General features: G+C 54.5%; 10 protein-coding genes and 2 tRNA genes. 8 read left to right on the plus strand and 4 right to left on the minus strand.

All coding sequences use genetic code 11. From position 1 onward, the window contains the following. Positions 1-78: 78 nt before the first annotated feature. Both EHN07_RS08540 and EHN07_RS08545 read left to right on the plus strand, forming a co-directional pair. Positions 79-1,074, plus strand: coding sequence for a glutathione S-transferase family protein (locus tag EHN07_RS08540; RefSeq protein ID WP_124023752.1), 996 nt, complete (start codon positions 79-81; stop codon positions 1,072-1,074). Between the two features lie 101 nt (positions 1,075-1,175). Further along, positions 1,176-1,559 carry a DUF805 domain-containing protein gene (locus tag EHN07_RS08545; protein ID WP_124023753.1) on the plus strand — a complete coding sequence of 128 codons (384 nt, stop codon included), beginning with the start codon at positions 1,176-1,178 and terminating at the stop codon, positions 1,557-1,559. 81 nt (positions 1,560-1,640) lie between these two features. Here EHN07_RS08545 and mscM read toward each other — a convergent pair whose 3' ends face one another. The 3 genes from mscM to rsgA all read right to left on the minus strand — a co-directional run bounded on the left by mscM (position 1,641) and on the right by rsgA (position 7,138). Next, a complete protein-coding gene (gene mscM / locus EHN07_RS08550) occupies positions 1,641-4,979 on the minus strand; it encodes a miniconductance mechanosensitive channel MscM (RefSeq protein WP_124023754.1) in 3,339 nt (1,112 codons plus the stop codon). 59 nt (positions 4,980-5,038) lie between these two features. Further along, positions 5,039-6,004 carry an archaetidylserine decarboxylase gene (asd, locus tag EHN07_RS08555; RefSeq protein ID WP_124023755.1) on the minus strand — a complete coding sequence of 322 codons (966 nt, stop codon included), beginning with the start codon at positions 6,002-6,004 and terminating at the stop codon, positions 5,039-5,041. Between the two features lie 78 nt (positions 6,005-6,082). Continuing rightward, positions 6,083-7,138 carry a small ribosomal subunit biogenesis GTPase RsgA gene (gene rsgA, locus EHN07_RS08560; protein ID WP_124023756.1) on the minus strand — a complete coding sequence of 352 codons (1,056 nt, stop codon included), beginning with the start codon at positions 7,136-7,138 and terminating at the stop codon, positions 6,083-6,085. Positions 7,139-7,251: 113 nt separating this feature from the next. Between rsgA and orn the strand changes: the two genes are divergently transcribed. The 3 genes from orn (at position 7,252) to EHN07_RS08575 (ending at position 8,157) form a co-directional block, all read left to right on the plus strand. Next, positions 7,252-7,797: an oligoribonuclease gene (gene orn / locus EHN07_RS08565; RefSeq protein ID WP_124023757.1), complete on the plus strand. Its 546-nt coding sequence runs from the start codon at positions 7,252-7,254 to the stop codon at positions 7,795-7,797. A 174-nt stretch (positions 7,798-7,971) separates the two neighbouring features. After that, a tRNA-Gly gene (locus EHN07_RS08570) sits at positions 7,972-8,047 on the plus strand. 34 nt (positions 8,048-8,081) lie between these two features. After that, positions 8,082-8,157 (plus strand) — tRNA-Gly (locus EHN07_RS08575). A gap of 271 nt (positions 8,158-8,428) precedes the next feature. On the opposite strand, the gene queG is transcribed toward EHN07_RS08575, so the two are convergent. Further along, the gene (gene queG / locus EHN07_RS08580) at positions 8,429-9,568 is read right to left on the minus strand and encodes a tRNA epoxyqueuosine(34) reductase QueG (RefSeq protein WP_124023758.1); all 1,140 of its coding nucleotides are present in this window, start codon (positions 9,566-9,568) and stop codon (positions 8,429-8,431) included. Here queG and nnr point away from each other — a divergent pair. The 3 genes from nnr to amiB are packed head-to-tail and all read left to right on the plus strand — an operon-like array spanning position 9,567 to position 12,883. Then, a complete protein-coding gene (nnr, locus tag EHN07_RS08585; protein ID WP_124023759.1) occupies positions 9,567-11,093 on the plus strand; it encodes a bifunctional ADP-dependent NAD(P)H-hydrate dehydratase/NAD(P)H-hydrate epimerase in 1,527 nt (508 codons plus the stop codon). The genes queG and nnr overlap by 2 nt on opposite strands. Beyond that, complete coding sequence (gene tsaE / locus EHN07_RS08590) at positions 11,086-11,547, plus strand: tRNA (adenosine(37)-N6)-threonylcarbamoyltransferase complex ATPase subunit type 1 TsaE (RefSeq protein WP_124023760.1); 462 nt, start codon at positions 11,086-11,088, stop codon at positions 11,545-11,547. Before nnr ends, tsaE begins: the two co-directional genes overlap by 8 nt. Positions 11,548-11,560: 13 nt before the next feature. Further along, a complete protein-coding gene (gene amiB, locus EHN07_RS08595) occupies positions 11,561-12,883 on the plus strand; it encodes an N-acetylmuramoyl-L-alanine amidase AmiB (RefSeq protein ID WP_124023761.1) in 1,323 nt (440 codons plus the stop codon). The last annotated feature ends 3 nt before the right edge of the window (positions 12,884-12,886 follow it).

The raw sequence follows: 12,886 nt of genomic DNA on the forward strand, positions 1-12,886 counted from the left end.
ACGTACGGTGGTGTGAGAGGGCGGCGGGAGTAATCCCGCCTCCTACTCGATTTTACCGCTTACGCAGAGGAATGAAAAATGGGACAGCTTATTGATGGCGTCTGGCACGATGTCTGGTATGACACCAAATCCACAGGCGGCAGCTTCAAACGCTCAGAGTCGGCGTTTCGCAACTGGCTGACGGCAGATGGCGAACCCGGCCCAACCGGTAAAGGTGGATTTGCCGCGGAAAAAAATCGCTATCATCTTTATGTTTCCCTCGCTTGCCCCTGGGCGCATCGCACATTGATCGTGCGCGCGTTAAAAGGCCTTGAGCCTTTCATTTCCGTATCGGTGGTAAACCCGCTGATGCTGCAGGATGGCTGGACCTTTGCTGATGATTTCCCGCAGGCAACCGGCGATGGCTTATACCAGCATGAATATCTCTATCAGCTCTATCTGCAGGCCGACCCTGATTACAGCGGGCGCGTTACCGTCCCCGTTTTATGGGACAAGAAAACCCAGACTATCGTCAGTAACGAATCCGCTGAAATCATCCGCATGCTCAATAGCGCCTTTGATGCACAAGGCGCTCGCGCCGGGGATTATTATCCAACGGCATTACGTAGCCAGATTGATGAACTCAATAGCTGGATTTACGACACCCTTAACAACGGCGTGTATCAAGCAGGTTTTGCCACCTCCCAGCAGGCTTACGATGAAGCCGTCAGCAAAGTCTTCACGGCGCTGGCGCGCGTCGAGCAGATCCTTGGACAACACCGATATTTAACCGGTAACCAGCTGACCGAAGCCGATATTCGCCTGTGGACGACGCTGGTTCGTTTTGACCCTGTCTATGTCACCCATTTTAAATGCGACCAGCACCGCATCAGCGATTATCTGAATCTGTCTGGCTTCCTGCGCGATATCTATCAGCTACCGGGCATTGCCGAAACCGTCGATTTCGCCCATATCCGGCACCACTATTATCGCAGCCATCAAACGATTAACCCAACCGGGATCGTTTCTGTTGGTCCGGCGCAGAATTTGAATGAGCCTCACGGACGGGAAGAACGGTTTCATAACAGGGGATAAAATTCAGCAGGACAATGATTTACGTAACCTTTATTCACGGCTATTCTTGAAATAGATTGCTTACAGATCAAGCGATTGATGATTAATCAAGGTGGCGACGAATGGATTGGTATTTCAAAGTATTAAGAAATTATGTGGGCTTTAGCGGGCGTGCGCGCCGTAAAGAGTTCTGGATGTTCATCCTGGTCAACCTGGTTCTGACCGGGGTGTTGACCGTCCTGGATAAGATGTTAGGGCTGCGTATTGCGAAAGAGGAAGGCCTGCTCACCACAATTTACGGCGTGTTTATCTTTTTGCCTTACTGGGCGGTACAGTTCCGTCGCCTGCACGATACCAACCGTTCAGCCTGGTGGCTGCTGCTGCTGTTGATTCCGCTGGTCGGCTGGCTGATCGTTCTGGCGTTTAGCTGCCAGAACGGTACGCCAGGTGAAAACGAATACGGTCCCGATCCAAAACGTCTGGATGCGCGGTTCGTTAGCGAGTAACCATTTCCCCTCTTCCTTTACTGGCGAAGAGGGGATTAAGCGGTTCTCTCTGAGGGGGAGGTTAGGGTGACAGCCTCCCTCTTACAAACTCCCCGCCGTTCTACCCACTTTCCCCGAAGATGCCAGCGTCTTACTGCTACGCTGCCCACCCAGGCTATCCAGGCGCATCTGGAAAGGCGGGAACGGCAGCTCGATTCCGTGCTCGCGGAAGCCTTGCAGGATCAGCTGGTGAATTTCATGGCGCAGCGGCATGCGGTGGTTCATCTCTGCGGCATAAATTCGCAGCTCAAAGATTTGAATACCCGCCTGTAGATCCACCAGAAACGCTTCCGGCGCGGGGTTATCAATCACCAGCGAGCAGCGCTCAGCCGCCTGCAGCAACACTTTTGTCACCTCTTCGCTGTTGGCGTCAGACGGTGCCGGAACGGTTAACACCACACGCGTCACGGAGTCCGACAGCGACCAGTTGATAAACTGCTCGGTGATAAACGCCTTGTTTGGCACGATGATCTCTTTGCGATCCCAGTCGCTGATGGTGGTGGCGCGAGTGTTAATTTTGGTGACGCTGCCTGTGAGATCGCGAATGGTCACGGTGTCGCCAATACGAATCGGCTTCTCAAACAGGATGATCAGGCCTGAAATAAAGTTGGCGAAAATCTCCTGCAAACCAAAACCTAAACCGACGCCCAGCGCTGCGACCAGCCACTGCAGCTTCGACCACTCAATACCAATCATCGAGAAGCCCACCAGGGTCCCCACCAGCAACAGCAGGTATTTGGTGACGGTGGTAATGGCGTAACCGGTGCCCGGCGCTAAATCCAGGTGCTGGAGCAGCGCCAGTTCAAGCAGAGCAGGGAGGTTGCGCACCAGCTGCAGGGTGATAATCAGCACCAGAATGGCGATCAGCACTGAGCCCAGAGTGATCGGCTCGATGCTTTCCACACCTTGCACCGTCGAGGTCACATCCCACAGCGTAATGTTTTCAAGGAAGCCAAATGCGGAGTGGATCTCTGACCACAGCACAATCACCGACAGCAGCGCAATCAGCATCAGAATCGAGCGCACCAGACGCAGTGACTGCACGCTGATAGTATCCAGATCGATTTCTGGCTCTTCGATAATTTCCGCTGAGCCTTCGGTGCTATGACCGTGGACCGCTTCTTCTTCCCCGCGCGCGCGCTGGGCGAGGATTTCCGCACGGCGGTGTTTGGCGCGATCGAACGCCAGGCGGCGGCGCTGAATCAGCATCCAGCGGCGGAAGATATGGTAAACCACCAGCAGCAGGAACCAGATGGCGACGGAGGTTTCAAGCCTTGCCAGCAGCGCTTGCGCCGTGGCCAGATAGCCGACGACAGCGGCCAGTATAGCCAGCAGCGGAGCCGCCAGCAGCAGGTTCCATAAAATCGTGTTGGCGATGTTTTCGCTGTTACCCTGTTTATCCAGATACAGCGGAATGCCTGCACGTTTCAGGCTTAACGTGACCAGTGCCATCGCCCCGCAAATCAAAATAAAGCACAGCCGCCCAAGGGAGCCGGAGAACTCGCGGTCGCTGAGATTATCAAACATTATCAATGCCATAATTAGCGGCACGATCAGGCCAATGCTCATCAGATAGTAACGCATGGCCCGGGCAACACGCTGCGGTGGCCAGCCAAAATGCACGATAAACAAACCGTTCGGACGGGCGAAAGTCGCGCAAATCATTACCGCCCACAGCAGAGGAACCGTAGCGGTGACGCCATCGCCAATGGCAACGGCAAGCGGGTAGGGCCAGGCGGCCTGCAGCCCGAAACCGAGCGTTGCCCACAGCACTGGTAGAGGCAATGCCACCAGAATCGACCAGAACACGGTGCGCAGCGTTAAGCTGAAATGATCCTGCGTGACTTTCCCGACTTTGGCGCTGGATCGTTCCAGGAACGCGGTAAAGTGGCGGCGCGAGCTGATACTGAAGCCGACCAGAATCAAGGCGCCAAATAGCGGCAGCAGCGTCTCTTTGCTGGTCAGCATCATAATAGTGGCGCTGCCGAGCTGGCTGAAGGTGTCCATTGAGACCAGACGCCGCAAATCCTGCACGATTTCAACCGGCCAACTGAAGCCTATCGGGCTGACGTCGGATGTCCAGAACAGGTAACGGTGCGTGGCTTCGTTCACCTCTTTGAGGGCGTCTTCCAGCTGGCTGTTTGCCACTTTCAGCTTGGTAAGCTCGAGAATCAGGTTATCGCCCCCTTGCAGCAGGGAATTGAGCAGCTCGCGTTGGGTGCGCAGCTGCGCTTCCAGAATGCGATTTTGCTCGGCGGTGAGCGGTTGGCCATCAAGCTGACGAGTCTGGCGCAATTGTTGCTGTTTGCTTAGCAGATCCTCGTAATGCAGCCGCTGCACGCGCAGCTGACCGAGTTCGGTATCAAGCTGCTGCGGCTTGGGCATTTCCGGCAGGCGTGCGACCTGTGCGCGTAATGCTTCGCCCAACACGTTAGAGACCCCAAGCCATTGTGACTGTTCACGCAGCGTGTTGAGCGCCTGGCGCACTTGTAATATCTGGCTGCTCGCCTGGCGTTGCTGTGAGGCGACTAAATCCATGCGCTGAGCCTGTTGGTTCAGCGCCTGAGAAAGCTGACGGTTGTTTTTGAGCTGGGCAACAATATCCGGCGGTAAATTGGCGCTGTTTTCGGCCAGTAGTTCGGTGCTTTCCAGCGCCTGTTCTGCTTCGCGCTGGCGCTGGGTGTTCAGCTGGTTACGCAATGCCTGCAGGTAAGCATCCAGCTGCGTGCTTTGCTTTTGCGCCAGTTCAGCCCGCAGGCGTGAAAGTTCCTGGCGGTTGCTGGCGGAGAGCTGCGCCAGCTCCAGTTCATCAACTAAGGCTTTCAGGCGTGATGATTCGGCCTGCAAAGAGAGATTCTGCGCCTGACTTAACGGCGTGCCGGTGGCGGATAGCGTCCCTTTTCTGCGCTCAACTTCGTTTAGCTGGCGGCGGGCGTCGGTTTGTTGCTGCGGCAGTTGGCTGAGTGAATCGGTGATTTCTCGGGTGCGTTCTTGTTCCTGCTGCGCCAGGCGGCTTTTATCCAGCAGCTGGCTGCTGATCTGCAGGATTTCCTGGTTTAACGCCTCGGTCGACATGCCTTCCGGGACTTTTTGCGGCTCTTCACGCAGGTTGTTTATCTGGCGGCGTAGCGTTTCCGAAAGCCTGGGGAAGTTATCAATAACCTGCTGATATTGTGCGGCACGTTCCTGGGACGCTTTACGTTCCTGGAGCGCATTAAGCGCGGCCTGGAGGGTTTCCACCGTTTCAGCCTGGCCGGGCTGATCTTTGGCGGACTTAGCCTGTTCCAGTTCCTGGGAGATTTGTTTGGCGTCGGGAGCCGTTGCGGCAAAGGCGCCAGAGCTCAGGCACCAGACCATCAGAAATGTGAGTATCGGGCGCATAAGTACCTATCGTTTATTAAACTGGCCCACGCGGTAAGGCGCGGGCCAGGGATAAAGAGTTAGACGTCAGGTTTGTTTTCTACCAGCGGGCTGGCTTCCAGTTCAGCGGCAACTTCTGCCTGCGGAATGTCACTGGCCGGTACTACCCCATCACCCATGACTTCGGTCGAAATCGCCAGCGGCTCACCAATTTTCGTCACGGACAGGCTTTGCAGCTGTTCTGCCAGCTTCACTTTACCCGGCGCAAACAGGTTAATCACCGTTGAACCCAGTTTAAAGCGCCCCATCTCCTGGCCTTTTAACAGCGCGATAGAACCTTCGCTTTCACCGGCAGGCCAGGTCCAGCGTTTGATCACGCCTTCACGCGGCGGCGTGATGGTCCCCGCCCAGACGGTTTCGATGCTGCCAACAATGGTGGCACCCACCAGAATTTGCGCCATTGGGCCAAACTCGGTATCGAACAGGCAGATAACGCGTTCGTTACGGGCAAACAGGTTCGGGACGTTTTGCGCGGTTAAATGATTTACCGAGAACAAATCGCCCGGTACGTAAATCATTTCACGCAAAATACCGTTACACGGCATGTGAACACGGTGGTAATCACGCGGCGACAGGTAAGTAGTCACGAAGCTGCCGTTACGGAACAGATCGGCCATTAAGTAGTTACCGGCAAGCAGGGCTTCCAGGCTGTAATTATGGCCTTTTGCCTGCAGGATTTTGTCTTCTTCAATCGGGCCTAGCTGGCTCACCACGCCGTCTGCCGGCATCACCAGCACGGTCGGGTCGGTATTCACCGGGCGCACATCGTCACGCAGTGGGCGGACAAAGAATTCGTTGAAGGTGCGATAGCTGGCGGTATCCGGCTTTTGTGCTTCCTTCATGTCGACTTTGTAGTATTTGACGAACAGATCGATAACCAGTTTGGTTAACCAGCCAGCTCGTTTGCTTGCGCCCCAGCCTGCCAGGCGGGTCAGCCATATTTTAGGCAGGATGTACTGGAGTGAAAGTTTAATGTTGTCTAACAAAATAGCCTCCTGGCTAAGTACCTGTTTTTGCGGGCATACACAAAAGGAGCGCGATTTTAGCGATGCCCAGCTTAATTGTCAGCGATCGGTATCGGAAAAGGTTTTACGCGATTTTACCTCGGACATACTTTCCAGTATGCGATGGTAGTTTTCAAAACGCGATTCGGCTATTTCCCCACGCTCCACGGCTTCACGCAGCGCGCAACCGGGATCGTTGGTGTGGCTGCAGTCACGGTATTTACAACGGCCTAAATAGTCATGGAATTCAGTAAAACCATTAGTGACTTGATCCGGCTCTAAGTGCCACAGACCAAATTCGCGCACCCCTGGAGAGTCGATAACATCGCCGCCGCCCGGGAAGTGATACAGACGTGAGGCGGTGGTGGTGTGCTGACCAAGCCCTGAGTTGTCCGAAACGTCATTGACCAGAATCTGGACTTCTTTAAAGCCGAGCAGGTTGTTCAGCAGGCTTGATTTACCCACCCCTGACTGCCCGGCAAAGATACTGACGCGACCAATCAGCGCGGCTTCAAGCTCTTTGAGCCCTTCAACTTTATGGCTGGAGACGAATAACACGCGATACCCAATTTTGCGATAGATATCCATTTGTTCGTTGACGAACGCCAGACCTGCTTCGTCGAGCAGGTCGGTTTTGTTCAATACCAGCAACGGTTCTACATCAAGGGTTTCGCAGGCGACGAGGTAGCGGTCGATAATGTTTAGCGACAGCTCGGGCAAAATGGCGGAAACCACGATGATCTGGTCGATATTGGCGGCAATGGGTTTTACGCCGTCATAGAAATCAGGGCGTGTCAGAACGGTGGTGCGCTCGTGTACTGCATCCACAATGCCTTTAATCGTGACGCCTGCCGCCGCTTCTTTAGCGGGGCGCCAGACCACGTTGTCGCCTGTTACCAGCGAACGAATGGTACGGCGGATATTGCAGCGGTGAATTTCACCGCCGGGTGCTTCAACATCGGCATGCTGGCCGAAACGGCTAATTACGCGGCCTTCGCGCGGCTCACCAAACTGAGAGTCGTCAGGATCGGCTTTCTCCACAGTCTGTTTAAGCCGACGCTGGTGGTTTGCTGAAACCCGGCGCTGCTGTCCTTTGGAGAGTTTATTTTTGCTCAATCTTACTGGCTCCTGGTCGCCCGTGGTGGGCAAAACCTCTATGATACACACTATTTTATACGAATTAACCCACCGCTAAAGGTGGGCTACGCACAAGAAGGGTGGAAAATAGCATGAGTGGGAATGAAAACAATCTGATTTGGATTGATTTAGAAATGACCGGCCTGGACCCCGAGCGGGATCGCATAATTGAAATCGCCACTCTGGTTACCGATGCCAATTTGAATATCCTCGCCGAAGGGCCAACGATTGCCGTTCATCAGTCTGACGAACAGCTGGCGTTAATGGACGACTGGAATGTGCGTACCCATACCGGTAGCGGTCTGGTGGAGCGTGTGAAAGCGAGTCAACTCGATGACCGCGCGGCTGAACTGGCGACGCTTGAGTTCCTGAAACAGTGGGTGCCAGCCAATTGCTCGCCAATTTGCGGCAACAGCATCGGCCAGGATCGCCGCTTCCTGTTTAAGTACATGCCAGAGCTGGAAGAGTACTTCCACTATCGCTATCTGGATGTCAGCACGCTCAAAGAGCTGGCACGCCGCTGGAAACCGGAAATTCTGGCTGATTTCAAAAAGCAGGGCACCCACCAGGCGATGGACGATATTCGTGAGTCCGTGGCAGAGCTTGCCTTCTACCGCGAGCATTTTATTAAGCTTTGACAGGCGTTCGGGAGGAGTTAAACTCCTCCTTTGCTGGGAAAGTAATCATTTTGCCGTTTAAATCGCCATTCGAACCGATTTTGTGAAAAAAACCTTTTGAGGGGCTTGCGACTAAAACGATTTCTCGTATAATGCGCCTCCCGTACCGATGCAGAATTTGCAGCGTTACACAGAGCGGGAATAGCTCAGTTGGTAGAGCACGACCTTGCCAAGGTCGGGGTCGCGAGTTCGAGTCTCGTTTCCCGCTCCAAAATTTGATTTGGCTTTTAGCCAGCACCACCCAAGCGGGAATAGCTCAGTTGGTAGAGCACGACCTTGCCAAGGTCGGGGTCGCGAGTTCGAGTCTCGTTTCCCGCTCCAGATTCTAATCTTCAGTACAAATTATCCACAACGCTAAGTCGCGTCGGCGGTGGTTTTTTCCGCCCCTCACAAACGCTTGTAAACAGACTTATCCACAGCTTCCGTTTTTTCCCTTAGATCGCTAATTATTGCTTAATTATTACGTGATTATTTTAATCCATTGATTTATATCATGTTTTAAATATTGTGAAATGTTAACCCGATCGCTTGCACAATTTTTTTCACTGCCAGGACAACGCGTTCAGATTTTTATTCACATCCTGTGGACATGTCAGGCATCACGTTTCAACCCTTTTTCAATCACTCTGACCAGACGCTGTTTTTGCGCAGGTTGAACTTCCGTTGCCTGGGCGTTTCGCCTGGTTAATTGTTGCGCAATCGCCCATTCAATATGCTCATCAAGAAGTGGGTGCTCACCTTTTCTCTGTTGCAACGCGTTCAGAATCGCTTCATCCCAGGGGGCATTTCCCAGCGCCACCGCAATATTTCGCAGCCAGCGCAGATGGCCAATGCGGCGAATCGCCGAGCCTTCGGTTGCGCGCAGAAAATATTCTTCGCTCCAGGCAAACAGTTCAACCAGCGGCGGCGCATGTAATGCGCGACGTGGGCTAAAGTCGTCTTCGGCAGTCAGCTGTGAGAAACGGTTCCATGGGCAAATCAGCTGGCAGTCGTCGCAGCCGTAAATGCGGTTGCCGATTAGCGGCCTGAATGCCTCAGGGATCGCGCCTTCAAGCTCAATGGTGAGGTAGGAAATACAACGCCTTGCGTCAACGGTGTAGGGTTCAACTATCGCGCCAGTTGGGCAAATCGTCATACAGGCCACGCAGCGTCCGCATTTTTCCTCGACAGGTTTATCAACCGGAAGCGGAATATCGACCAGTAATTCCCCGAGGAAAAAGAACGATCCCGCTTCCTGATTGAGGATAAGTGAGTGCTTACCTGTCCACCCCAGACCGGCTTTTTCCGCCAGCGGGCGCTCAAGTATCGGCGCCGAATCGACAAAAGGTCTAAAATTCAGCGTGGAACAGTGGGACTGGATCATTTCACCCAGCTTTTTGAGCCGGTTACGCAGCAGTTTATGGTAATCACGTCCAAGGGCGTAGCGGCTGATGTAGCCGATTTTGGGATCTTTGAGCGTGGTGGCAAAGGCCGCATTCGCCGGCAGATAGTTCATCCGCACGCTAATGACGCGCAGGGTTCCGGGCAGCAGTTCGTGTGGTCGGGCGCGCATCATGCCATGACGCGCCATCCAGTCCATCTCGCCGTGGTATTGTTTATCCAGCCACAGCTGGAGCGCGGGCTCGCTGGCACAGAGATCGGTATCGGTGATACCAACCTGCTGAAAGCCGAGCTCGCGGCCCCACTGTTTGATATTTTGCGCTAATTGATTGAGATCGAGGGGCTGTGACATGACGGACCTGAGCCTGAAAATAACCGCCAAAAGTATACCACACTCAGTCTGGTCAGCAGACTGGCTGCGCACCGCCGAAAAGCAGGCGGCGGATTATTTGGGTGTGACCTTGTATGAGCTGATGCAGCGGGCGGGCGCTGCGGCATTTCATCTCGCCCGTGAACTCTACCCGCAAAGCCAGCACTGGCTGGTTGCTTGCGGGCATGGCAACAACGGTGGCGATGGCTACGTAGTGGCACGCCTTGCGCAGGCGGCGGGCATTCGCGTGACCTTATTGGCGCTGGAAAGCGATAAACCGCTGCCGGAAGAGGCCGCCTGTGCGCGTGATGCGTGGCTGGATGCCGCAGGCGTTATCCATGCGCCGCACCATCTCTGGCCTGAGGATATCGATCTGGTGATTGATGGGATACTGGGAACCGGGCTTAACAGCGCACCGCGAGATTCCACGGCTGAGATTATTGAGAAGTGTAATCAGTATGCGCTTCCGGTTATTGCCCTCGACACGCCTTCAGGTTTGCTCGCAGAAACAGGCGCGACGCCAGGCGCGGTGATTAAGGCTACGCATACCATGACGTTTATTGCCCTCAAGCCGGGCTTACTGACCGGGAAAGCGCGTGATGTGGTTGGCACACTGCATTTTCACGCTCTGGGGCTGGAGGCCTGGTTAACAGGACAGACGGCGCCTGTCACCCGCGTGGATAGCGCGCAGCTATCCGGCTGGTTGCCTGCGCGACGACCAACATCGCACAAAGGCGATAACGGGCGGCTGGTAGTTATTGGCGGTGACCACGGCACGGCGGGCGCGATTCGTATGGCCGGGGAGGCTGCTCTGCGCGCGGGGGCTGGGTTGGTCAGAGTGCTGACGCGCTCAGAAAATATTGCCCCCCTTGTTACCGCCCGCCCTGAGCTAATGGTTCAGGAACTGACGCCTCATTCACTGGATGAATCCCTGGAGTGGGCTGATGTGATAGTAATTGGCCCAGGATTAGGGCAGCAAGAGTGGGGTAAAAAAGCCTTACAAAAAGTCGAAAACAGCCGTAAACCTATGCTGTGGGATGCCGACGCGCTCAACCTTCTGGCAATCAATCCCGATAAACGTCAGAATCGCGTTATGACGCCGCACCCGGGGGAAGCGGCCCGGCTGTTAAATTGCGCCGTATCACAAATTGAGAGTGACCGCTTACTTGCCGCAAGCTGCCTGGTAAAACGCTATGGTGGCGTGGCGGTCTTAAAAGGTGCCGGGACGATTGTTGCCAGCCAAAGCGGCCAGTGTGCCATTGTGGATGTCGGTAATGCCGGCATGGGCAGTGGCGGTATGGGGGATGTGCTTTCGGGGATCGTTGGCGCATTGCTGGCACAGAAGCTAACCCCCTATGATGCAGCCTGTGCAGGCTGTGTTGCTCATGGCGCCGCTGCGGATGTGTTAGCCCATCGCTTCGGCACGCGTGGCATGTTAGCAAGCGACTTATTATCGACGTTGTCCCCTTTTGTTAACCCGGATTTGAATAGCAAAGAAAATGATTAATCGAGTTATCGCATTACCTGATGAAGCCGCGACCTTAGCTCTGGGCGCAGGTCTGGCAAAAGCCTGTTCCGGTGCCACCGTTATTCATCTGTATGGTGATCTTGGCGCGGGGAAAACAACCTTTAGCCGTGGTTTTGTGCAAGCGCTGGGTCATAAAGGGAACGTAAAAAGCCCCACTTATACGTTGGTAGAACCCTATACGCTCGGTGATTTGATGGTGTATCACTTTGATCTCTATCGCCTTGCCGATCCAGAAGAGCTCGAGTTTATGGGAATCCGTGACTATTTCACCGATGACGCAATCAGTCTGGTGGAGTGGCCGCAAAAAGGTCAGGGTGTGCTTCCGGAACCGGATGTCGAAATTCACCTAAGTTACCAGGCCGAAGGGCGCGAAGCGTGCCTGAAGGCAGTTTCCTCATCTGGTGAGTCGTTACTGGCGCGGTTTGCCAAATAACAAGGATGGCGGGATGATCTTGCGCATAAAAAGTGGGTTGATGGCGATAGCTTTACTGTTGCTGATGGCGCAGGCCAGCGCCGCGAGTTTAGCGGATATTCAGGTATCGAACGGTGATTCACAGGCGCGGATCGCCTTTAGTTTTATGGGCGATCCTGAATATGCTTTTTCTCAGGATGAGAAGAAAAGCGTTGTTCTGGATATCAAACAAACCGGTGTGATTCGAGGCCTGCCGCTGCTTTTTAGCGGCAACAACCTGGTGAAAAGCATTCGCTCCGGGCAGCCAAAAGAGAGCGGTTCTCTACGTCTGGTGGTCGATCTTACCGAGCCTGGCAAAACGCGCGCGGTAAAACAGCAAAATGGCTCTAATTACACGGTCATCTTTACGATTAACGCCGACGCACCGCCGCCGCCTCCGGTTGTGGCTAAACGCGTTGAAGCGCCGCCCGTTACCCGTTCAACAGAGCCTGCAAAAAATCCCTTTAATTCGCAAAAGGTTACTGGCGCAATCAGCTCCAATACAGCGCTGTATCCCGCCCGAACTCAGCGCACCACGACGCAATCCGATACCGTGGTTGTGGCGATTGATGCCGGACACGGCGGGCAGGACCCGGGGGCGATTGGCCCTGGCGGTACAAAAGAGAAAAACGTCACCATTTCGATAGCCCGTAAACTTCGCTCGTTACTGAATGACGATCCAATGTTTAAAGGCGTGCTGACGCGCGATGGCGACTATTTTATTTCGGTGATGGGGCGCTCAGAGGTCGCACGCAAACAGAACGCGAATATTCTGGTGTCGGTTCACGCAGATGCTGCGCCTAATCGCGATGCTACGGGGGCCTCCGTTTGGGTGCTCTCCAATCGCCGCGCTAACAGTGAAATGGCGGGCTGGCTTGAGCAGCACGAAAAACAATCCGAGCTGCTGGGCGGCGCGGGCGATGTGCTGGCCAATAGCCAGGCGGACCCCTATTTAAGCCAGGCGGTGCTGGATCTGCAGTTCGGTCATTCCCAGCGCGTCGGGTATGATGTGGCAACAAAAGTGCTGGCGCAGATGCAGCGCGTCGGTTCGTTGCACAAACGTCGCCCTGAACATGCAAGCCTTGGCGTTCTGCGTTCGCCGGATATTCCTTCGGTGCTGGTGGAAACCGGCTTTATCAGTAACAACTCAGAAGAGCGCCTGCTGGATAGCGATGATTATCAGCAAAAAATTGCTCAGGCCATTTATCAAGGGTTGAGAGACTATTTCCAGGCGCATCCGTTACAATCAGCGCCAGAGCCAGACCAGACCGCGCGTTCCCAGCGCGCGGGCCTTAATCAGATAGCCATTACGCAATAAGGA

The organism is Buttiauxella warmboldiae (genome assembly GCF_003818135.1).
In the GTDB taxonomy this organism is placed as follows: domain Bacteria; phylum Pseudomonadota; class Gammaproteobacteria; order Enterobacterales; family Enterobacteriaceae; genus Buttiauxella; species Buttiauxella warmboldiae.

Excerpts from the sequence above, each read along its gene's own strand:
- orn (WP_124023757.1), top strand. The coding sequence starts at position 7,252 with ATGAGTGGGAATGAAAACAATCTGATTTGGATTGATTTAGAAATGACC.
- EHN07_RS08545 (WP_124023753.1), top strand. The coding sequence starts at position 1,176 with ATGGATTGGTATTTCAAAGTATTAAGAAATTATGTGGGCTTTAGCGGG.
- nnr (WP_124023759.1), top strand. The coding sequence starts at position 9,567 with ATGACGGACCTGAGCCTGAAAATAACCGCCAAAAGTATACCACACTCA.
- mscM (WP_124023754.1), bottom strand. The coding sequence starts at position 4,979 with ATGCGCCCGATACTCACATTTCTGATGGTCTGGTGCCTGAGCTCTGGC.
- queG (WP_124023758.1), bottom strand. The coding sequence starts at position 9,568 with ATGTCACAGCCCCTCGATCTCAATCAATTAGCGCAAAATATCAAACAG.
- EHN07_RS08540 (WP_124023752.1), top strand. The coding sequence starts at position 79 with ATGGGACAGCTTATTGATGGCGTCTGGCACGATGTCTGGTATGACACC.
- amiB (WP_124023761.1), top strand. The coding sequence starts at position 11,561 with ATGATCTTGCGCATAAAAAGTGGGTTGATGGCGATAGCTTTACTGTTG.
- tsaE (WP_124023760.1), top strand. The coding sequence starts at position 11,086 with ATGATTAATCGAGTTATCGCATTACCTGATGAAGCCGCGACCTTAGCT.